The organism is Fimbriimonas ginsengisoli Gsoil 348 (assembly GCF_000724625.1).
GTDB classification, from domain to species: domain Bacteria; phylum Armatimonadota; class Fimbriimonadia; order Fimbriimonadales; family Fimbriimonadaceae; genus Fimbriimonas; species Fimbriimonas ginsengisoli.
Window position 1 is genome coordinate 3,144,638 of the sequence record NZ_CP007139.1, and the last position, 21,139, is coordinate 3,165,776.

The 21,139-nt window shown below is 60.9% G+C and carries 20 protein-coding genes; 9 read left to right on the forward strand and 11 right to left on the reverse strand.

The window, feature by feature from the left end; translation table 11 throughout:
- Positions 1–87: 87 nt before the first annotated feature.
- Complete coding sequence (locus tag OP10G_RS14190; protein WP_025225218.1) at positions 88–4,812, forward strand: acetylxylan esterase; 4,725 nt, start codon at positions 88–90, stop codon at positions 4,810–4,812.
- A 426-nt stretch (positions 4,813–5,238) separates the two neighbouring features.
- Here the strand turns inward: OP10G_RS14190 and OP10G_RS14195 are convergent, their stop codons facing one another.
- Positions 5,239–5,949: a hypothetical protein gene (locus OP10G_RS14195; RefSeq protein WP_025225217.1), complete on the reverse strand. Its 711-nt coding sequence runs from the start codon at positions 5,947–5,949 to the stop codon at positions 5,239–5,241.
- A gap of 52 nt (positions 5,950–6,001) precedes the next feature.
- On the opposite strand from OP10G_RS14195, the gene OP10G_RS14200 reads away from it, so the two are divergent.
- Genes OP10G_RS14200 through OP10G_RS14210 form a run of 3 tightly spaced genes read left to right on the forward strand, consistent with a single transcriptional unit; the run spans position 6,002 to position 7,486 of the window.
- Positions 6,002–6,367: a VOC family protein gene (locus OP10G_RS14200; protein WP_025225216.1), complete on the forward strand. Its 366-nt coding sequence runs from the start codon at positions 6,002–6,004 to the stop codon at positions 6,365–6,367.
- Entirely contained in the window at positions 6,367–6,777 is a 411-nt protein-coding gene (tsaE, locus tag OP10G_RS14205) for a tRNA (adenosine(37)-N6)-threonylcarbamoyltransferase complex ATPase subunit type 1 TsaE (RefSeq protein WP_025225215.1), read from the forward strand. Before OP10G_RS14200 ends, tsaE begins: the two co-directional genes overlap by 1 nt.
- Before the next feature lie 7 nt (positions 6,778–6,784).
- Positions 6,785–7,486: a glycerophosphodiester phosphodiesterase gene (locus OP10G_RS14210; protein ID WP_025225214.1), complete on the forward strand. Its 702-nt coding sequence runs from the start codon at positions 6,785–6,787 to the stop codon at positions 7,484–7,486.
- Between the two features lie 159 nt (positions 7,487–7,645).
- Here the strand turns inward: OP10G_RS14210 and OP10G_RS14215 are convergent, their stop codons facing one another.
- Both OP10G_RS14215 and OP10G_RS14220 read right to left on the reverse strand, forming a co-directional pair.
- The gene (locus tag OP10G_RS14215) at positions 7,646–8,062 is read right to left on the reverse strand and encodes a VOC family protein (protein WP_025225213.1); all 417 of its coding nucleotides are present in this window, start codon (positions 8,060–8,062) and stop codon (positions 7,646–7,648) included.
- A gap of 51 nt (positions 8,063–8,113) precedes the next feature.
- The gene (locus OP10G_RS14220; protein ID WP_025225212.1) at positions 8,114–9,058 is read right to left on the reverse strand and encodes an ornithine cyclodeaminase family protein; all 945 of its coding nucleotides are present in this window, start codon (positions 9,056–9,058) and stop codon (positions 8,114–8,116) included.
- Between the two features lie 129 nt (positions 9,059–9,187).
- Here OP10G_RS14220 and OP10G_RS14225 point away from each other — a divergent pair, with 129 nt between their 5' ends.
- Complete coding sequence (locus tag OP10G_RS14225; RefSeq protein ID WP_025225211.1) at positions 9,188–9,664, forward strand: DinB family protein; 477 nt, start codon at positions 9,188–9,190, stop codon at positions 9,662–9,664.
- Between the two features lie 83 nt (positions 9,665–9,747).
- Here OP10G_RS14225 and OP10G_RS14230 read toward each other — a convergent pair whose 3' ends face one another.
- Both OP10G_RS14230 and OP10G_RS14235 read right to left on the reverse strand, forming a co-directional pair.
- The gene (locus OP10G_RS14230; RefSeq protein WP_144241166.1) at positions 9,748–10,698 is read right to left on the reverse strand and encodes an HAAS signaling domain-containing protein; all 951 of its coding nucleotides are present in this window, start codon (positions 10,696–10,698) and stop codon (positions 9,748–9,750) included.
- Between the two features lie 11 nt (positions 10,699–10,709).
- Positions 10,710–11,036, reverse strand: coding sequence for a PadR family transcriptional regulator (locus tag OP10G_RS14235; RefSeq protein WP_038473138.1), 327 nt, complete (start codon positions 11,034–11,036; stop codon positions 10,710–10,712).
- A gap of 259 nt (positions 11,037–11,295) precedes the next feature.
- Between OP10G_RS14235 and OP10G_RS26890 the strand changes: the two genes are divergently transcribed.
- Both OP10G_RS26890 and OP10G_RS14240 read left to right on the forward strand, forming a co-directional pair.
- Positions 11,296–11,442 carry a hypothetical protein gene (locus OP10G_RS26890; RefSeq protein ID WP_158409240.1) on the forward strand — a complete coding sequence of 49 codons (147 nt, stop codon included), beginning with the start codon at positions 11,296–11,298 and terminating at the stop codon, positions 11,440–11,442.
- Between the two features lie 76 nt (positions 11,443–11,518).
- Entirely contained in the window at positions 11,519–13,207 is a 1,689-nt protein-coding gene (locus OP10G_RS14240; RefSeq protein WP_025225208.1) for a sensor histidine kinase, read from the forward strand.
- Here the strand turns inward: OP10G_RS14240 and OP10G_RS14245 are convergent.
- From OP10G_RS14245 to OP10G_RS14255, 3 genes are all read right to left on the reverse strand, one after another.
- Positions 13,197–13,850, reverse strand: a complete 654-nt coding sequence (locus OP10G_RS14245) for an ABC transporter ATP-binding protein (RefSeq protein ID WP_025225207.1) — start codon at positions 13,848–13,850, stop codon at positions 13,197–13,199. The two genes, OP10G_RS14240 and OP10G_RS14245, sit on opposite strands and share 11 nt — an antisense overlap.
- Positions 13,847–15,013, reverse strand: coding sequence for an ABC transporter permease (locus OP10G_RS14250; protein ID WP_038473140.1), 1,167 nt, complete (start codon positions 15,011–15,013; stop codon positions 13,847–13,849). The genes OP10G_RS14245 and OP10G_RS14250 overlap by 4 nt, the downstream gene beginning before the upstream one ends.
- A 291-nt stretch (positions 15,014–15,304) precedes the next feature.
- Complete coding sequence (locus tag OP10G_RS14255; protein ID WP_038473142.1) at positions 15,305–16,576, reverse strand: dihydrofolate reductase family protein; 1,272 nt, start codon at positions 16,574–16,576, stop codon at positions 15,305–15,307.
- Between the two features lie 124 nt (positions 16,577–16,700).
- Here OP10G_RS14255 and OP10G_RS26895 point away from each other — a divergent pair, with 124 nt between their 5' ends.
- Positions 16,701–16,934 carry a hypothetical protein gene (locus OP10G_RS26895; protein ID WP_025225204.1) on the forward strand — a complete coding sequence of 78 codons (234 nt, stop codon included), beginning with the start codon at positions 16,701–16,703 and terminating at the stop codon, positions 16,932–16,934.
- Between the two features lie 23 nt (positions 16,935–16,957).
- On the opposite strand, the gene OP10G_RS14265 is transcribed toward OP10G_RS26895, so the two are convergent.
- The 3 genes from OP10G_RS14265 to OP10G_RS14275 form a co-directional block, all read right to left on the reverse strand.
- Positions 16,958–17,938: a Gfo/Idh/MocA family protein gene (locus tag OP10G_RS14265; protein ID WP_038475345.1), complete on the reverse strand. Its 981-nt coding sequence runs from the start codon at positions 17,936–17,938 to the stop codon at positions 16,958–16,960.
- A 10-nt stretch (positions 17,939–17,948) separates the two neighbouring features.
- The gene (locus OP10G_RS24725; protein ID WP_158409241.1) at positions 17,949–18,329 is read right to left on the reverse strand and encodes a VOC family protein; all 381 of its coding nucleotides are present in this window, start codon (positions 18,327–18,329) and stop codon (positions 17,949–17,951) included.
- Between the two features lie 212 nt (positions 18,330–18,541).
- Positions 18,542–19,882 carry an SGNH/GDSL hydrolase family protein gene (locus OP10G_RS14275; protein WP_025225201.1) on the reverse strand — a complete coding sequence of 447 codons (1,341 nt, stop codon included), beginning with the start codon at positions 19,880–19,882 and terminating at the stop codon, positions 18,542–18,544.
- A 132-nt stretch (positions 19,883–20,014) separates the two neighbouring features.
- Between OP10G_RS14275 and OP10G_RS14280 the strand changes: the two genes are divergently transcribed.
- Positions 20,015–21,010 carry a Gfo/Idh/MocA family protein gene (locus tag OP10G_RS14280; RefSeq protein ID WP_025229757.1) on the forward strand — a complete coding sequence of 332 codons (996 nt, stop codon included), beginning with the start codon at positions 20,015–20,017 and terminating at the stop codon, positions 21,008–21,010.
- Positions 21,011–21,139 lie beyond the last annotated feature (129 nt).

Below are 21,139 nucleotides of genomic sequence, written 5' to 3' on the forward strand. Positions count from 1 at the left end.
GCTCCGTGCCCACGCTTTTCGATTCTTTGCTAGACTCCTTGCCGTAGGGCGGAGTGTGCAATTGTGTTTCTTGCGGCGTGCTTAGCGATGTTGGTAGGTGCGCCCGATCCGGTGGCGATCGGGCGGGAGGAGATTTCGAGGGTTGCCGGGTCGAAGGCGAGCGCGGTGGTCCTGCGAATCGCGCCGGGATCCAAAGAGGGGTTCCGGATCTCCGGCGACGGCGGCAAAGTCCAGATCGTCGGCTCGGACCCGGTCGGCGCCATGTACGGGGCGTTTGAGTTTGCCGAGCGGTTGCGAAACAACGGCGCGAGCGCCTGGTCGACGAAGGTCGAGCAGAAGCCGTTCCTGGCCGACCGAGGACTGAACCTCTTCCTTACGCTCCCTTGGAATTACGTCAAGAACGACACCGATTACGATCCCGCCGCGCTGACCGATCCGAACCGGTGGTGGTTTCACAACGAGGACTACTGGAAAACCCTCCTCGACCTGATGGCGCATAGCCGGCTGAACTGGTTGGATATCCACGGGACTTGGGATATCAGTGTTACGGATGCGCCCAATCTGTATGCTTATTTTATACAGAGCGACAAGTTTCCGCAGGTGGGCGTAGCGTCTGAGGTCAAGGCGGCAAACCTGCGGCAGCTCAACCACGTGATTGACATGGCGCACTCGCGAGGAATCCGAGTGAGCCTGATGGCGTACCAGGCCGACCTCCGAATCCCCCAGAACCGCACCCCGCCTTATAAGAACGACGAGCCGACGATCTACGACTACACGCGAGACGTCGTTGAGCGGATGATTCGGCAAGCGCCCGGTCTCGATGCGATCGGATTCCGAATCGGAGAGAGCGGCAAGAGCGAGTCGTTCTTCAAGTGCTACGGCGAAGCGGTCAAGCGGAGCGGGCGAGACATTCCCCTCATTACGCGTAGTTGGATCACGAGGCGGCAAAACGTGCTCCCGCTCGCCCGGGCGTCGAAAGACTTCACCGTCGAGATCAAATACAACGGCGAGCAGTGGGGCGCGCCGTACCCGGTGGCGGGCGGACGGATGCCGAACTGGTACAGCTATTCGTTCGAGGATTACCTGAGCGACGCGGGCGATCCGAAGCTGAACGCCAAAACCTGGCCCGGTCAGCCGACCGAGGATGGCAAGCGCTGGCCGAGCGAGCCGTACAAGGTCGTTTGGCAGGTTCGGGCGAACGGAACTCACCGGATTTTTCCGTTCTACAACCCGGAATGGGTGCGGCGGTCGATCAAGGCGATGCGAATGGGCACCGCCTCCGGCTACACGATCGAGGGGCTAGACGCCTACTACCCAAAGTCGCCGGATTACTACCTCGCCGATCCGAAGGACAAATACTGCAACTGGATCCATCAGCGCGACGAGATGTACTGGATGACCTGGGGCCGCCTTGGCTACGACCCGACGGTTCCGGAGGCGACGTTCGACGCCCAGGCGGATCGCTTGCTCGGTAAGGGCTCGCACCCGCTGGTTCAAGCTTGGAAAGAGGCGAGCCTGTTGATGCCGAAAGCGTTCATGGCTTACAGTCTCGGACCCGACCATCGGAACCATGCGCCGGAATTAGAGTGGGGCGGCGATACGTCCGCTTACGTTCAGGGGCAGGGCCTAGATAGTTTTTCGTTCCTACCGATCAATGAGGAGTTAGCCAATCGAGCGACGGGTGGGGTCGACGGCCGTATTCCTCTCTTAGATGTCGCCCGAGACCAAGGTATCCCGGAAACACTGCTCGGTAGGACTGCCAGTTTTTTCCAGTCGCCGAGCTTGCGGGCGAGGGAGATTGCCGAGACCGTCGTAATGGACAGCACCCTCGCATCCTACTATCAAGGACGCTTCACCGCGGCATCCGAGTATGCGCAGACCGAGGCTGCACAGGGGCCCCCGGGAGCCACGGACCTAATGAGATCCAGCATGCGGGACGCCGCCGAGGCGATGCGGTTGCTGGGCACGAATACTCGCTACAAGCCATTTACCGAGCGGCTTCGGATGCGCACGAACACCTTCTCTTGGTCTGGGGAGGCGAAGAAGGTCGCCGACGAGGTTGCGCGGTTGCATGGGCTCCCTGGGGCGATCAATCCGGTTCCATCCATTGTAAGCGGGGCCGGTCGAAAGCGCGACGAGGCGATGTCGTGGTTCGATACCGGCAAGACGATTACGTGCGCTCTCCGGGCGCCCTTCGCGGATAGAGCCTGGCTGCTGGTGAAGCCGTTGCCAAGCTCAACGTTCTTCCATCGCATTCCGATGCGGCGTCACGGCACCCAGTTTGAAGCAGAGTTCGATCGGGACCGTTGTGGCCACATGGTGGCGGCGGAGCTGCTTTACGGGAGGAAAGCGGTCCGTTATCCGGGTCCGTTCCCGGTCGCCCCGTACTTGGTTATTCCCGCTCGGTCCGGCCCGACGCCGCAGATCTACAACGCAACGGAGGCGGCTTCCCATCTGAAACCGTCGGTGATCGATTCATCCAAATATGGCGGACTTCTGCTAGGGACCCGCGCTTGGGCGTTCTTTAGCTCGTTCGACCGGGCGACCAAGCGAAAGCTGCTCGACCCGGTGGAGCGCGGGATGCGGCTGGTCATCCTTCAGCAGGACTTCAACCGGTACAAGCTCGATTGGCTGCCCAAGCCACTAAAGATCGAGCCAGCTAACAATTCGGTCTTCGACCCGGGCGGGCAACTCGGCCTTGGTAAGGTTGAGACGGCCGGAATTATGTGGCAGCGCTTCGCGCCTAGCGAGGGTTGGGAGATATTCGGCAATGGGGGACTCGCCCGCATGAAGCTCGGCAAAGGCGAGATTTGGGTGACGAGCGCGCGGCTGATGCAGACGATGCATCTGCCCGCATCGGCAAAGGCGTTCGTTCGCTTGCTGAGCCTAGGCGGAAAAACGAAGCCGACAATTCTCGTCGACAGTTGCAGCGAGGGTGCCGAATTCACTAGCTCTTGCCACCCCGACCTGATGAATTCGCACGATATTCCTTTCATGACGCTCGGCGAGGTCATCGCCAAGGAACAAGGCATGGACAGCTTTACAACGATTCCCGGTCCCGTGGCCGACGACGATTTGCTCGGCGGAAAGGGGGCGGAGATTGCCAACAAATTCCTTCGCGACCGCGTCGTCAGCCTCTCCAAACGCCCTACCCCGGCCTCGGCCGCCGACTTCGAGCCGGAGCGCGCGCGACGGAGAAAGGAGCTGTTGAGGACGCTCGGCCTCGACCCGATGCCGGCCAAGACGCCGCTCAATGCCCGCATCACCGGACGCATCCAGCGAAACGGATATCACATCGAGAAGCTCGTTTTCGAGAGCCGGCCGAAGTTTTATGTGACGGCTCACGTGTACGTCCCGGACCGTCCTGCCGAGGCGAAGATGCCGGTCATCGTCAACGTCAACGGCCACTGGGCGCATAAGAAAGGGGAGGACCGGCTGCAGTATCGCTCCGCTTTCCAGGCCTTGCATGGCTACATGGCGGTGACCATCGACAGTCCTGGGTGGAGCTTTGAAGGCGACTCGCTCATCGAGCGGCGGCCCGAGGGGGACCACAACGACTTCAAGCTGGTGGAAGGCGGCACCAACACGACCGGTTACTACGTCTGGGACGCCATACGGGCGCTGGACTACGTCGAGACCCGGCCCGATGCGGACATGAGCCGCATCGGCCTAACCGGCGCTTCCGGCGGCGGCCTGGCCACCCTCTATTTGTTCGCGGCCGACGACCGGTACAAGGCGGCGGTCCCGGTGGTCTATATGTCGAGCATGGAGCTGGCGCCGGACAACGGCTGCCTCTGCAACCATGTCCCAGGTACGTCGCTGATCGGCGATCGCTCGGACGTCATCGGAATCCAGGCGCCCAAGCCGGTGCTTCTGATGGGCGCTCAAAACGACGGCGAATTCCCGCCCGACGCGATGCGGCTCACCCACAAGAAGATGGGCGAGACGTGGCGGCTGTTCGGGAAGCAAGACGACGTCTACGTGAAGATTTTCCCGGGCGGGCACGACTACAGCAAGCCGATGCGGGAGACGATGATGGGATTCTTCGACCGCTATCTTCTTAAGAAGGGAGACGGCTCGCCGGTGCCCGAGCCACCGATCGAGTTACTGAACCCCGAAGACCGATCGATCCTGGTCCTCGACCCGCCGATCGCCGGCGAGCGGACGATGCGCGATCTGTCGAAGGAGTACCTAGCCGCCGCGCCGGCGGCGGCTTCGGTCGCTGAAGTCTTTCGGGTGAATGGAGGCGTACCGGCTCGGACCGATATGAAGTACCACGAGATTGGCGACGGACCGAAGCGAACGGTTACCTTTGAGTCGGAACCCGGGCTAGCCACCCCCGGAGTCTTGGTCCTCCCATCCGGCAAGCCGTCGGGCGTCCGAATCGTTGTGGCCGACGACGGCAAATCCCCTGAGGTGCGACCCTCGACCGATGGTTTCGCCACCCTGTACTTGGACACCCTCGGTACCGGAGAGCTCGCCGGTTTCGACATGCGGTACGCAGTCTACGCGGGCCGTTCGGTGGCGTTTACTGGCGGCTGGCAAATCGCGCGCGCGGCTGAGGCGATGCGGAAGTATTCCAACCACATCGAAGTTGTGGGCAAAGGACCGCTCTCGTCCCAGGCCGCCATGTACGCCGGCCTCATGGACCCCACATTCGCCAAGGTCACCGGCATCGACTGTCTGAGAACCTGGGCCGACGTCTTCGCCGACGGCATCCCAGACTACGCGGTGCAGCCGCGGGCGCACCTTTGCGGGTTACTGGAGAGTCTGCGGGCGAAAGTGAAGAACGGGGATTGGCGTTTACGTTGACGACGCCTCACGGGAATTTCAACACGGAGACTCAGAGGCACAGAGACACGAAGAAGATCCAGGCGACAGCCTCTTCTCTTGAACGGTATTTGCCTTCTCAAGTCTCAATGTCTCTGAGTCTCTGAGTTGCTTTCTTCTGAACAGAGATTGCGTAGGCTGTTTCCTCAAAAAACATTTCACGATGCCAGAGCAACTAGATCAAAAATTAACCAGACTTCTGGCCAGATAGTTGACACCGCAATTGCGGTTATGGTCATCAACCAAATAGATTGACAAAGTAGATTCACCCGTAGCCCGGGGATTTATCCCCGGTAGAACCTTGAACCGCGGCTAAAGCCACGGGCTACGGATGAAATAAGATCAGGGAAATGTAAACCTAATTCGTCAATGACCATGAAATTGAGTCTCGATTTTTACTCAATCGGCTTACAATGGTTTTGTCGGATGAATCCGCCAGCTTTGGGCGACTGGGTCGGCGATCGAGGAGATGGTTTGAGCGTCCTCCTGGGTCAGGAAGCGGAGGGTGTAGGTGTATTCGCCGTCGATCACGACGTAGCTGATCTGGTGGCGGTCGGATCCGTCGCGGAGTTTGTCGTCCGCGAAGAACCGGTACGCCTTGCCGATCGGTAGCTTCACTTCCTCCGGTTTGGGGGGATACGCGTAGTGACGCCGCTCGGCGTCCGTTGCCTCTGCCCACCCGACGTTTCCCGAGAGGTGGTGGCGAACCACGTAGTATTTGGTGCGGTCCTCACCGATCGTCGGTCGGCTGCCGTTGATCACTTGAATCACGATTCCGCGCTTTTCCAGCGACGCCAGCTCCTTCTGCTCCATCTCCTGGCTTCGGCGATCCGAGTCGGCGGCCATCCGCTGAAGATCGGCACTTAGCGCCGACCCGTTAGGATCGGAACTCGAATCGCCGCCGGCGCTGCCAAGTGCGGAGAGGAGGTTGTCCGCTTTGTCCACGCCCACCCGCCAGCCGGGAGCGACCGCGAGGGTTACCGATCCATCTCGGCTTTGGCCGGGAGTCCAGCCGCCGGAGAGGGCCACTGGGCTGGCAGCGGTGACGTGAAGAGCGGGCGCCTTACGGCAGCCGGCGAGCCCAATTACGCCAATCAGGACCCAAGCGACATTTTTCACCCGCCCATCGTACCGATTTCTTTGACCGGTGGCAAGGGTGTAACGTGTAGGAATGGTGCAAGGCCTGAATACGCTGATCTGCCAGATCAGCGACATGGATCGCGCGGTTGCGTTTTATCGCGACGTTCTTGGGCTCTCGCCCAGGCTGGTAACGCCGTATTGGTCGGATTTCATGCTTGGCCCGATTCGGCTTGGCCTCCATCCAAAATTCCGAGGCGAGGCGTCGGGAGGAGGATGGATCGTCGGAGTGGAGGTCGCCGACCTAAAGGCGCTTCGAACAAGGTTGTCCGAGGCCGGCTATCCCACCGATCACCCCTATCATGAGACACCACTCGGCGTCGTCGTTGATTTCGCGGACCCGGATGGAAACCCCCTGCAGGCTATCCAACTTGGGACGAAGATGAGCGATTTCGCCTGATGGAGGTTCACCAGGTCGCCGACGAGTCGGCTATGAAAGCTCTGGGGGCGCAACTTGGCCATCGTCTCAGTGTCGGGGACGTCGTGTTGCTGCGGGGTGAGCTCGGCGCGGGCAAAACCACCTTGGTGCGTGGACTGCTGGAGGGGCTCGGGCATGTGGGCGCGGTCCGGTCTCCCACTTTTAACTTGGTCCAGAGTTTTGAGACAAGTCCGCCGGTAATGCATGCGGACCTATATCGGGTCGGCAGTTACCTCGGAATCGGCTTGGAGGATTATCTCGACACTCACCTCTCCCTCATCGAATGGCCCGACCGGGCGGAAGGCCTCATTGACCCCGCGTCGGCGTGGCGGGTCGAGATCGATTTCACGGAAATCGGCCGTTCGGTGAAGATTTCGCCACCCGGAACGTAGCAGGACTATGAGCATCACCGTCGCGGGGCTTGTTGCGCGCTCGTGGTCCCGCCCCCAGGTCGTCGGCCATCGGGGCGCATCTGCGCATGAGGTGGAGAACACTCCGGCTTCCTTCGAGGCCTGTATCCAGTCCGGTGCGCCGGCGGCGGAATGCGACGTTCGACTGAGCCGCGATGGGGAATTGGTGCTCGTTCACGACCCGGTAGTGGAAGGGAAATGGGTTCGGGATTTGAGCGCCGCTTGCCTGCATGCGCTCGGCGTATCCACCCTCGACGAAGTACTCTCCATCACGAAAGATCGCTCCGTATTGGCGGTCGAGATCAAGCAAGGCAACGGAATCGAGGAAAGCCTTGCCGTACTCCTAACCCGGAGAGGGCTAGTCGACCAAGTAATGGTTTTCGCCTTCGACTCGCGGCGAGTCGCGATGGCGGTAGAAGCCTGTCCTACTCTCTTCGCGGTGTGGTTAGTCGGCCGCCCGCTCGAGCACTGGAACTTTCCCGAGCTGTTCGCGCGACTTTCCGAGATCGGTGCGTCCGGACTCGGGATCGACTACCGATACCTAACGGCGAACCTAATTGCCGCCGCCCATTCCCGCGGCATCCCGATTTTCTCCTGGACCGTGCCTCCCGGCCCAGAAGCCGACCGAGTCCGAGACCTCGGCGTCAACTTCATCATCACCGACTACCCAGCCGAAGTCTCAGCCCAATAACCTGGCACTGGCTTCCAGCCAGTGGGTCCCAGGGGCATCTTGCCCCTGGACTTTACGCACGACCTACAAGGTCGTGAGGTTCATCGGCTGGGAGCCGATGCTACGTTTGCACGACCAGGATGTTGTTGCACACATGGGCTGGAAGCCCATGCCACTTTGCTACTCCTGCGGAGCGCCTTTGAAGAGCCAGATGTGGGCGCCCTGGGGGTCCATGATGAGGGCCATGCGGCCGACGGTCGGGACATCCATCGCGGGAACCACAACGGTGGCGCCGAGTTCTTGGCACTTGGTCAATCGAGCGTCGACGTCGTCGACGGAAAGGTACGTGGCCCAGTGCGGAGGGGCGTCCTTGATCTGCTCCATCTCGGTCGTGCCGAGAACTCCGCAGACCGGAATACCGTTGCGGGTAAGCATCTTGTAGGTGCCCATGGAACCCATTTCCATCTCGGTGAAGCCGAAATCGAGAGCCGACGTGTAAAAGTCGATCGAAGCCTGCGAGCTTGCTCCGTAGACCTCGTGCCACACGAAAGTTCGACCGTTGTTCAATACATTTTCGTTTGCGTTATTTTCTGCCACGAAGTTATCTTACTGCGATTTCGATGAGGCCAACAACCCTAATTTTTGACCTTAACGATCACGAAACGAAGCTAGAATCACCGCCACTCCCGCCGCATCCTGCGCCGCGATGCCGACCGATTTGTACAAAGTGATCTCATCGGCGGAGGTGCGCCCAGGTCGGGTTCCAAGCAACACCTCTCCAATCTCCGTGATCTCATCCAACGACAAAGTAGCTTCGCGAATCGCCTGGTCGAGCTCGTTGGCGCCGGTCGGCATCGGCATCACCGCCGTGGCCCGATGCTCCACGAAGACGTGGGCCATGCGTAAAGCGAGCTGATCGACTTCCGCCCCGTGCGATGAGAGGCCGACCGAATTGACGTGAGTTCCGGGGCGAAGCCACTCCCCTCTAACCACGGGCCGATCCGGATGAGTCGCCGCGCAAACGATGTCCGCGGACCGTACTGCGCTTTCCCAGTCGGAGGCCTCCACCGGTAGCTCGCTCTCCAACTCGCTTACCATTGCCGCCACTTTGTGGGGACTCCGCCCGGCAACGAGAATCCGGTCGACCGCACGCACCCGCATCATCGCCCGAGCATGCGCCTTCGCCTGAACCCCCGTCCCAAGAATCGCCACCACTCGCGAATCTTCTCGAGCCAAGAGCCGGGTTGCCAAAGCGGATCCGGCCGCCGTACGAAGCGTCGTGATATCGTCCCCTTCCATCACGGCGAGAGGCGCCCCGCTATTGGGGTCGAACGCCACGATGACCGTCAGATGCGTAGGGATCGGATCGGCATTTCCCGGGAACAGCGCCACCAACTTTGCCTCTAGAACCCCCAGCGAGGGAACGTAGCCGGGCATCGCGGCAAGCAAACCTTTCCCCTCCACGTGGGCGGCTATTCTGGCCGGAATCGAAGTTGCGCCCCGCGACACGTCCTTCATCGCCGTCTCCAGCGCGATGTCCAGTTGACCAAGGTCGAGACGGTCCCGAACTTCTTCGGCATCGAGAAATTTCATGAGCGGCTACCGTAACCTTGGCAGAGAAACGGCGTTCGTTAAATTTTCGGCAAGCTTATTGCGGGCGGCCGTTCACTTGTGTATCATTAGCAGACAAGCGTCTATCATTAAGGCGTCTGGAGAAAACCAATGAGATATCAGGACTATATCATCGACGTCACGCGCAAAGCCGCGGAAGAGGCGTTTCGGTACGCGGCGAACGTTCCCGCCGACAAGCTCGAATGGAAACCCCTGGATGCTGGACGGTCCGTGTTGGACATGGCCCGTGAGATGGCCAAGACTCCGGTCTGGGCCTACGACATTATCTCCGGCGCCCCTGCACCAGAGTGGGACGAAGAGTCCGCGGCGGCCCTTAAAGCGGAAATGGAGGCATGGAAGACGATCGACCAGTGCAAAGAAGAGTGCCTGAAGCAGATCGATCGCCTCGCCGGTCTCTACAAAGATTTCCCGGATGAGCGGCTATCCGAAACGAAGTGGCTCCCCTACAGCGGTGGAAAGGACTTCACCTACTACGAAATGATGGATTACCCTCGCTGGAACTTCACCTACCACCTCGGCCAGATCGGCTACATCCAGACGCTGTACGGCGACAAAGAAATGTACTGAGGCGAGCCGGCTCAATCGGGCGTCGAATAGACAACGTTGATAAAGGGTCCCTTGGGACCCCTTATCAAATCGGGTGCCTTCTCTTAGCGCCGATTCCGAATAGCCTTAAAGATCTCCCATGCCGTTGCCCCCGCCATGACGATCAACGTCGAGATCAGACCGTAGCGGAAGAGGTATTCGTTAACGCCTGCGACCCCTCGGCGAGTGGTCACCGTATCCGGCATTCCATGAGTCAGTACGACCCAGGTCCCGGAGCTAAGGAGATAAGCGGCCGTAACCAGCCAGACGACAGAGCCGATGATTTTGACCAATCGCCGGTACCGTCCGTTATCCGGACGGAAAACGGTAACCAGATCGAACGCCATCGTCGCTACCGTCACCGCCACGAGCGGCCAATAAGCGTTGTGCCAAATCGGCGCCAGCTCCCAAATCCCGAGCGAAACATGCGGCGGCCACAGCACGCCTTGAATCCAAGCGAGGACGACCCCGAGCACCACCAGTTCGGCGATCGCCTCGAACCGGACCGCGATATTCGGGTTCTTGGCCTCGGGCCGGCGCATATTGCCTACCGCGTCCCACTTATCCGGATAGCGGGTGAGATGTCTTTGGATGGCAATGAATATGCCGGTGATGACCACGAACTGGATGGTGAAGTGGAAGACGAATCCGGAAATCCAAACGCCCACCGAGACCGGCTCCCAGTACGAGAGGACCGCTAGAACCAACACGTGCAGCACCACCGAGATGGCGGCGATGATCTTCATCGCGCCGAGATAAAACGGAAACAGGTCGCGTCCGATAAGTTCGCGCCCAAAGGAAAGGGTTCCTTGGTTCGGTTGATACCGGCCGCCGACGATCAGGGGGTGCCCGAAGCGGTGCAAGATCTCTTCTTGCTCGGCGTCGGTCAGCGTTCTCCCGAGCGAGCGCTGACGCTCCTCCATCTGTGAGGCGATCTCTTCCGAGAGCTCGGCAAGGATATCTTGCTGCTGATCCTTGGGCAGCAGGGGCTTGATCGCCCGTAAGTATTGATCCAAAAGTTCCATTGTCAGACTCCCTCTAAAATTCCGTTCAGCGATCTATCGATGCTCTTCCACTCAGTCAAGAGCTGCTCCAGCGTCGTTTCCCCTTGGGACGAGAGGCGATAGAACCGCTTCTTCCGCTTGTCCTCCTCGCGCCATTCGCTCACTAAAAGCCCCTGAGTCTCGAGGCGGCGCAGGAGTGGGTAGAGCGTCCCTTCGTCGATCTCCATCCCGTGCTCGCTGAGGGCTTTCCGCAGCGTGTAGCCGTACTGTTCGCTCCGTAGCGCCGCCAACGCGGCTACCACCAAGCACCCCCGTCGCAGCTCCAACCGTAAATTCTCAAACTGGTCCATCTTCACCTGCTCATACTATGTGTCGCACAGTAGCTTATACATACTATATCACACACAGTATGCGTTGCACAGTAATTTCTCCGGATCCCCCTCTCCCTCCTTCGGATGTATGTGCCGAACGAGGGAGAGGGGGTTGGGGGTGAGGGAGTCCGGAAGAGCCGGTCTGGAGACCAGCGGTCCTCCGGATCATCGGCGAGGGCGCCGACGCTACATCCGCCACGACTGGGCAAAATCCTTCGCCGAAGAAGTAGGCTAAGCCATGAAGCGTCCATCTAAAAAAGACATCAAGGCCGCCGTGGACAAGCTGAAGCTGTCCAACAATGCGGCGGGCGGGACCAACGAAGAAGTCGTCGTTACCCCCACCGAAAAGAAGGGCAGCCAGCGTATTCGTAAGCGAACGATCTAGCCCGAACCTAATTCCGAATCTCCGGCGTTGCCTTCCCCTTGCGCAAATAGCTGGGCTAAGATGGTGTCGGTAAGATATGGACGACTCGCTCAGACTCAGCGAATCGATCGGTGAAAGGACGGTCGAGGACTACCGTTTTCTGGCCGAAGCGAGTGCCTTGCTGGGAGAGTCTCTCGATTATCAGGCCACCCTTCAGGTGGTCACCCAACTTGCCATTCCCCATCTCGCCGATTGGTGCGCGGTTGACGTGCTCGATGAGAACGGCCAGCTCGAGTCCGTCGCCCTCGCCCATTCCGATCCGGAGATGGTGGCATGGTCCCGCAGCTATTGGATGGCCCATCCGCACGACATGCGGGCCGATCACGGCATGCCGAACGTCGTTCGGACTGGAGTCCCCGAGCTTTACGGCGATCTTATCGAGGAGCTCGTGCGACCCCGGGGGGTTCCGGATGACGTTATCCGAGATATCGAGCGAGCGGGTTTCCGGTCCGTCGTCCTAGTCCCGCTGCATGCCCGCGGAAAAATCTTGGGCGGAATGTCGTTCGTCTCCGCAGAGCCGAATCGATATAACTGGGGAGACGTCGAGTTCTTCGGCTTCTTGGCCCGCCGGGCCGGCGCCGCGGTGGACAACGCCCGCCTCTACACCCTCGCTCGTAACGAAATCGCCGCGCGGGTCGAGACGGAGGCGGAGCTCCGAGCGGGTGAAGAACGCTTCCGCGCGATGGCAAACGGCGCCCCCGTCCTCATTTGGACGGCCGGCCTCGATCGGCGGCAGAGCTGGTTTAACCGGGCTTGGCTAGAGTTCACCGGCCGAACCATGGAACAAGAAATCGCCGATTCCGCCTCTAGCATCCACCCTGGCGACGTAATCCAGTATCGGTCGGCATTCGAGAACGCCTTCGATGAACGGGTGCCGTTTCAGATGCAATATCGCCGGCGTCGGAAAGATGGCCGCTGGCGCTGGATGCTCGCCCACGGCTCCCCCCTCTTCGATCCGGAAGGCGAGTTCGTCGGTTACATCGGGACCTGCGTCGATGTCACCGATCAGGTGGCGAGCCAAGCTGCTTTGGAGCGCCGGGTGGAGCAGCGCACGACCGAATTGGTGTCGGCCTATCGCCAGCTCGAGTCGTTTTCTTATTCCGTGGCCCACGACCTTCGCGCCCCTCTCCGTGGGATCAATTTCGGGGTCGGCGCGTTGCTTGAAGATTATGGAGGTTTGCTCGACGAAGGTGGCCGTAAAGAACTCTTCCGAGTGAGGGATGCTGCTAGTCGCATGGATCGCTTGATCCAAGACCTGCTGGAGCACGCCCGAATCGGGACGAAGCCGCTGGAAAAGGTCAATGTGGACATCACCGCCCACGCGCGAAACGTCGCTCGCGATTTGGAAGGGGGCTCCTACGCCCCCGGAGATGTAACGATCGAGATTCAGGAAGGGCTAACCGCCGAAGCCGACCAGAGCCTTATGCGAGTGATCTTGCAGAACTTGATCGAAAACGCCCTGAAGTTCACCAAGGGGCAGCCGCACCCCCGCATCGAAGTCGGGTTCAAAGACGGTGTCTTTCATGTCCGAGACAACGGCGTCGGGTTCGAATCGACCCTTGCTCAAAAGCTCTTTGAACCATTTGAGAGAGGGCACGACACCTCGAAGTTTCCGGGGACCGGCCTTGGCCTCGCCAATGTAAAGCGGGTCATCGAACGGCACGGCGGCCATGTCTGGGCCGAATCGGCGCCTAATAAGGGCGCGTCTTTCTACTTCACGCTATAGACGGTTCGATTCGGCCCTCGACGATCCGAACCACCCGGTCCGCCTCTTCCAGCATCGATGGGTCGTGCGTCACCATCACCAGTGAGCCCGACCCTCGCAACCGGTTCAGTAACTGAACGACGGCCACTCCGTTCTTGTGGTCCAGCGATGCCGTCGGTTCGTCGGCGAAAACCACCTTCGGCCGCCCCAGCAACGATCGCGCCACGCAAACCCGCTGCCGCTCGCCGCCGCTCAGCTCGTGCGGCAGCCGATGGCTCTTGGGGCCTAGATTCAGGTCTTCTAGCAACGCCAGGGCATCGTCCGGCCGAGTCACTGCCGGCGTCGCGACAAGCACATTCTCAAGCGCGGTCAAGTAACCCAGCAAGTACGGCTGTTGGAAAACGAAGCCGAAATCGCGAAGGCGAAGCCGGCTTCGCTCCTCCTCATGCATTCCGGTAAGGTTTTCGCCATTATAAGAAACCTCTCCGGTGGTGGGGATCTTGAGCCCGCTCAGCAAGTAGAGGAGGGAAGATTTGCCCGAACCCGAGGGCCCCAAGATTCCCAAGAACTCGCCCGACTCGACCCTCAGGTCGACGTCTTGGCAAGCGAACACGGGACGCCCGTGGTCGGAATACTCGAGAGCCGCTCCGCGCGCCTCGATCATACGAGCCGCCGCTCCACGACACCAACCGGGTCGAATCTTCGGAACCTCAATACCACCGTGCCGATCGCCACGATCAGGATGGCGAACGGAATCGGAATCGTGTATTGGAACGCCAAGGGATCCCAGACTTGCAATGCAAAGGCACTCGGATCCATGAGGAGCTTTTTGGCCATGACAAGCAGCAGATAGGCCATGCCGTTCCCCAGAATCCACCCCATTACGATCACCGCGATCGCTTCCAGAAGCACGCGTTTCAGCAACTGCCGTTTGGTGTAGCCGATCGCCTGGAGCAGGCCGAACTCGACCAGCCTTTGCGACTGATAGATGTTCATCAGCATCCCCATCATGAAGGTGATGACCAGGGCCAGCGTAGCGATGACCACGTTCAGGATTTTGAAGAGGACGGTGAACATCTCCTTCGTCTGTTTCTCGATCTGGAAATACGCCCAGATCTGGCCGTGCTGCCCCTTGAAATACTTGTCCGCCCAGTGGTCGAGCTTGTCTTGGTCTTGGAGGTTCTTGGCAAACGCCATGCCGAGGTCGATGGGCGGATAGTGGTATGCCCGTTGATACTCGAGGCTGTTCACCATCACCCATCGATCGGTCTCGGCGATGCCGACGACCTTGACCCATTTGGGCGAGTAGCTCTCGTTCATGTCGGGTCCCTGAACCGCCGAGCCGATTTTGAGGTTCAGGTTCTTGGCTACTGGGCGCGAAACCACGGCTTCGGGCGCTCCAGGTTTGGGGAGACGCCCCACCAACGCCGTCATGCCCTGGCGCTTCAAGTAGTACTGCATATCCGGCTGGCTTAGCCCTAGCATGATGAAGGGCCATTTGCCGACGATGCTTTTCACCTGCGACCCGCTTGCCCGGCAGGTCACGATTCGGTCGAGCGGCACCGGGCTGTGCTTTCGAACGTCGTCCAAGAGCTTCGGCGTTTGGGACGTGTCTCCCCGGGGGGTGATTCCGACCATCTCCTTCGAGTAGGCGTAGATCACGCGAATGGAATACGGAATCGAGTCGATCATCGAAATGATGCTGGAGACCAGCATCACGGCGAGCATGATGACGCTCGTCAGCGGGATCGTCTTACCGGCGTTCCGCAGCAGATACGTCGAGGGCGCGAGCGGTCGAAGGATCGCACGCGCCCTCGTCCGGGGCACTTTCTGGGCAGCTTGTTCTTGGGCAGTCAAAGGAAGTTCTACGCGGTCTGAAGCGCTATTGATTATGGGACAACCGCCAAACCCCCTCCTCCGTTCCACAACCTGGTACGGCAAGTAGCGTCGGCGCCCTCGCCGATGATTCCGGTGTACCTTCGGTACACCAGTAGCCGCAGGTTGGCTCGTACCTGCGTGAGAGCCTCCGAAAGATCCGCATGTTTGGTCACGAGACGAAACACCCTCACGCAGGTACGAGCCAACCTGCGGCTACAACGCTTCGCGTTAGATTGCTCCCTACCGTCGCCGGCGATAGCGCAGAAAGAGCTCGTCGCCAATCACCTGCTCGCTCATCAGCTCGAATCGAAGAAGCGCCTCCCGCGGAAGCGGGTCTCCGCCGGCATAGGTGGGCAGGCCGTGCCCAAGCTTCACTTTCGGGGCGACGGTCCAGAACAGCTCGTCGACCAAATCGAGCCGCAAAAGTTCGGCATTCAACTCGCTGCCTCCGGAGACGAGCAGCCGCTCGACTCCCATTTCTTTCCGAAGGCGGCTCAGGAGCAAGGGAAAATCGAGCGAATCGCGCCCTGCCCGCAGCACCTGCGTCTGGCCGAACGGCTCGACGGCTGCCGACTCGCACGCCGCGACGTACGACTCCCCGCATTCGAAGAAGGCGGCATGTTGCGGCACGTCGCCGGAACGGGTCACCGCGATCCGGCGCGGCGACATTGGGTCCCAAGCTGGGCTGGTGGCTCGGATCGTCTGGGCACCGGTCATGATCGCATCGGCTGCCGACTCGATCCGCCGCATCAGCAGGCGGTCGATTTTTGAGCCAAGGTCGCTAACGCTCTCGTCGCGGGTCCCGCTCACGCTCTTCCCGTCGATCGTCGTCACCATGTTGATAAAGGTGTACGGGCGGTCGACCGGGGCGGCGGGGAAAGCCAGATCGGAGTAGAGACTGGTCCCCTCCGGTGCGCCAAGCGCGTTCTTAACCGCCTGCCGAAGCACAACGTACGGCTGTTCGGCATACTTTTCGCCTCCGATAAAGAAGGTCGGCACGTTGTACACCCCACTCGCGTAAGCGTCCTCGTCGAACCCGATAATCTTGTCTTCGAATCGCCGGTTACGGATTGCGTCGTCCAAGGCGTCCAGATCCATAACGATCCCGGCGGCCAGCCTCCGCAAGACGACTGGATCGTTGATCGTCTCCCCGTCTTCCCAAAGTGCTCGGTAAAGCCGTTCCACCAGCGCGTCGGCGACCCCTTCGGTCTTGGCGTACTCTACCGCCTCGTGGGCGTTGTGCGTGCGCATCTGCTTGGGCCGCTCTGCCGCCGGCATCACCACGCCGTCGGCAGCCTTGATGAGGTCGAACCGGCTCGGGGTGGGAGCCTTGTTGGCAGGAGGCGGAGAGGCGGGCGTGGAGGTTGACCACTCCAACGCATCCGGAATCAACTCATATGAGAGCCACTCGAACGAGACGCCGAACTCTCGTTCCAGCCGACGCGCCTGCAATAGGCCGACCCAGCACCACGGGCAGATGAAATCGTGAGCGACGGGTATCGTGACTACCATGCTTCGATTCTGGCGCAGGCTGCTAGGCGCCTGTTCCATCGCATGCCTATCGTTAGGCTGTGCCAACCAGAACCTGCAGGGTCGTTGGCGAGGCGAGTTCCCGCTTGATAATGCTAAGGGTTGCGTGCTAAACCTGTACGCTGCGAGTCGCTTTGATCTCGGTTGCACCGACTGGGTCGGCGGCGGAAGCTTCGACGAGGTCGACGGCGACATCCGGTTCAATTTCGCCATCCTATCCAAACACGGCAGCCGGGTCGATAAGCCGCCGCCGATGACGTTCGAGAAGTCCCAGACCGGGAATCACCTAACCCTAACTATCCGCCACGGCAGCTCCTACCGCCTCGAGCGTCACCTTTAGCCCGAGCAAAAGCTCTTCGAGCGCTAGAGCGCGACCGCTTGCCCCAGATCCGCGCTCCGATACCCCGCCAGCGCGACGCGCGCCGCTTGGAACCCGTCGAACCCGGTCACCGCCGCCTCCCGGCGAGCGAGGCAGGCTTGCACGAACTCCTCGACCATCGCCCGGTCCGCGTCGCTCCCCCACCCTTGCGATTGGTGGGCCGGCGAACTCGAGAGAGTGTAGAGCTGCGCGTCGCTGCCAAACAGGTCGACCTCGATCGTCCCTTCGTCGCCGACGACGTTCATGGTGACGTCCCCCCACGTTCGGTACGTTTTCGGACGAGACCACGAAGAGTCAAGTGTGGCGAAGATTCCGCTGGGAAACTCGATCGTCAGCATCGCGGTGTCTTCCCAATCCTGGTGGTACACGTTCGACCCGGTCTGGGCTTGCACCCGTACCGGCTCCTCTTGGAGCAGGTCGCGAAGGAGATCCGCGACGTGGACGACGTGGTCGATCATCGCCCCGCCTCCCGATTTCTCCCGCTCGATAAACCAGCCGCCTGGGCATTGCCCCCGGTTCGTGGCGCAGATCGCCCGAATCTTGCCGATCTCCCCCGCGCGAACCTTCTCCCGAAGCTCCATGTAGGCAGGAACGAATCGGCACGGAAAGGCGGTCATCAGCACCACTCCCGCTTCCTTCACCGCCGCGAGCAACCGCGCGCCCTCCTCTTCCGACGTAACCAGCGGCTTCTCACAGAGGATATGCTTGCCCGCCTTCGCGGCCAGGATGCCAAGCTCGGCGTGCCGCTTATTCTCGGTGGTGATGCAGACCGCGTCGCATGCCGCGAGCAAGTCGTCGAAGTACCCAGTGTAGGTGATGCCCGCCTGCTGGGCAAACGTCTCCCCGCGCTCTACCTCGTCGTCCCAAATCCCCACGATCTGCGCATCCGGATGCCCCCTTAAACAAGAGACGTAGCTCCAGCAGTGCATGTGAGCGCAGGTGAGGATCCCGATTCGAAGCGGCATGCCGTCCAATTTACTCCGCTCCGCCGATCGGCGACGCGAACCGAATCCCGAACCCGTCTGGGTCGAGCACCGTGAAGTCCCGCAACCCGTAATACCGGTCCCCGATCGGAGCCATCACATCCAACCCGAGCCTGCTCACGCGGTCCCAAATCTCATCGACATCCGCCACCATCACCCGCACATTCGCCTGCGTCCCCCGGGGCAATAGCTCCGCCGGCCGCTCGTCGAGAAACAGCTCGCACCCTTCCCAAGTCAGCACGGCAAACCCGCCATCTACCCGACCTTGCTGGAAGCCGAGCTCCGCGTAGAAAGCTAGCGACCGCCGGAGATCGGACACGAAAACTTCGACCACTAACTGACGTTGCGGAGGCACGAATGGTGATTTAGACACCTTCCAAGGGTAGCATCGGATGGGCTTGGAGCGCGGTCGTCCCGCCCGCACCCCGGACTCCGGGCGTCTCGCCCGGCCACCGGCATGCTTCCAACTTCAGCAATGAGGGGCCTGCCCGCAGCCACGTCCATCCGGCACCTACGCCACGGGCACAACCTATTGCTGCTGCGACTCTTTCCCGAGTTGTATCACAAAACCGCACCTAATCTACGCTACGGATGGATTGGAGGTCGGTAGATCCTAACCCGGGAGATAGGGCCAGGGTGGCCATCGAGAGTAAATAGGTCCAGCGTGTGGCGGCCATTGCGGAGACCCTGGGCGACGGTGGTGGCGTACTCGAGTGACGAGTCCGGCATCGGCGGAGGGAGATAGGAGTCGAGGTAGCCGGGGACGACGCGCCAGTGGACCTTAAAGCCGACGGGAGTAGCCGGCGTTCCGACGCGCTGGGCGTAGTCCAAAGTCCAGTCGACCCGGCGGATGACGATGCGGCCGGACCGGGAGACGAAGTCGGCGGCTGTGCTCCCTTGGCCGTCCCATCCGGTGACGGAGCCTCGGACATCGAAGATGAAGTTTCCGTCGGGGGCCACGGCGGTCACGGTGGCGGTCCAGTCCTCGACGAGCGGCCGGGTGCGAGGCGGCTGGAACTGGAGAATGGCGGGGAACCACGCCGCTCGAAGCGGGCTCGGCCGGGTGAAGATGTACGTCCCGATCGTGGCAGAGGGTGGTCGGCCGTCGATCAACACCCTGACCTTCGTCGTCGGGCGCGCCTTTTTTCCCGTGAAGTTCCGCCCTGGTATCAAGTCGACCCGATTGCCCTGAAAGGCAAGGCGGTAATGTCCTTTGCTCCAGTGAATCAATCCTCCGTAAGCGACGCCCGCCCACGCCTTACGGGGCAGCGTCGGGTCGTATCGGAAGATAGGTTTGAGTAGAGATGCCATGAGGTGGTTGCCCCGCTCGTTCGGATGGGTTCCGTCCACCGTGAGGTCGAGCGGCTGGAGACCCTCTCGCAGCACCAGATCCTTCCAGGGTTGGCGGACGTTCACAAACTCGCAGCCGAATCGGCGGCAAATGCCGCGCAGCCATGTGGAGTGGCGGTCGTGCCACTCTTGTCGAGCAATGACGTTCGGCGGCTCGCCTCCCCGCAAGGGGGCCGGCTCCATGTCGTCCATCAACATCAGCTCGGCGGTCGTTTGAGAGCGGACGAACCGGACGATCGATTCGTAATCGGGCTCGCCCCCATAGTCGTGAAAGATGACCAGGTCCGGCCGGAAAGGAGCGACATCGTACTTCACGGTACGGCTTAGGAGATCGGCGGCAAAGCCGCCGATAGCTTTGTTCTCGATGGTGAGGTCGGCGTAAGGAAAGCGTCGGCGGAGGTCGCTCGCTACCTCCTTCCACCACGCGCTCTCGGTGATCGATTGGCCGTAAAACAGGACGCGGACAGTGTTCCGGGTAAGCGGCGTGCTGGTGGCGAGCAGCCGCATGGTGCGCTGGATATGGGCGCCGACGGGCTCTTGCCCGACGAGGGCGATCAGCGCAAGGGCGAGGATCATGGCTAGGGGAGATGGTACAGCTTTCTTTGGGCGTTGGGCGTTGGGCGTTGGGCGTTGGGCGTTGGGCGTTGGGCGTTGGGCGTTGGGCGTTGGGCGCTAACTGCTAATCGCCCGCCTATGCCAGGATCAGGCATGAAAGCCGAGGAGTTTGGAATTGGGATGGTGGGGCTGGGCGGGATTGCGAACGTTCACCTGGAAGCTTATCAAGGCGAGGGGCTGCGGGTGGTGGGAGGGGCGGACCCGGATCCGGCGGCTAGGAAGGCGAAGGAAGACCGGTTTGGCATCGCCACTTACGACGATGCCGAGGAGCTGGCGGCTCGGGACGATGTCCATGTGCTGGACGTGACCGTTCCCCACGAGGCCGAGATCCGCATCCCGCTGATGCAGCGGCTGGTAAAGCACGGGAAGCCGATCGTGCTGCAGAAGCCGGTAGCGAATACGCATGCCGACGCTCTTCGCATTATCGAAATCGCTGAGGAGGCACGGGTTCCGCTCGTGGTCCACCACCAGTCGCTCTTCGTCCCCGCTTTTCAGGCGGCGCACGATCTTATCCAAGCGGGGCGGATAGGCGATCCGTATTTCTGCCAAATCCATAACCGAGGGTGGTGGGAATTCGATCATCCGATCTTTGGGAAGAACGAGCGGTGGGTGCTGGCTTCGATGGGGATTCACCACTTGGCCCTCCTCGATTACTGGTTTGGCGCGTGGCAAGACGTTTACGCGATGATGGGCCGGGACGCTGGCCAGAAGTGCGTTCAGGGCGATACGTGGAGCGTCTTGAACATCCGTTACGAGAGCGGAATGAGGGCGATGGTGCAGAACAACTGGTCGTGCCGCGACGACGAAGCGCATAACCACCCAAACGAGGAAGTGATCGTTCAGGGCGACCGGGGGACGCTGACGGTGCGAGGGAATGAGGTGTCGTTGCGCACCGACGCGGGTGAGGAGCGGTTCGACGTGACGGAAAAGTGGTTTCCTCACGCCTTCGGCCGGTTCATGCGCGCTTATCTCCAGTCGCTGGCGGAGGGGCGACCTTTCGTGACCGAGGGACGATCGAACCTACGGGTCGTCGGGCTGATGGACGCGGCCTACCGCTCGGCAGAGCAGGGGCGGGTGGTGGCGGCGTGATGGGCGTGGTAGCGTCGGCGTCCTCGCCGATGATCTCCGGAAACCGTAGCTAGGCCCGACTCTTTTCTTGCTGCGAGCCCCGGACGAGTCGGGAACCGCCACCCCCAAACCCCCTCCTCCTCCACGGCG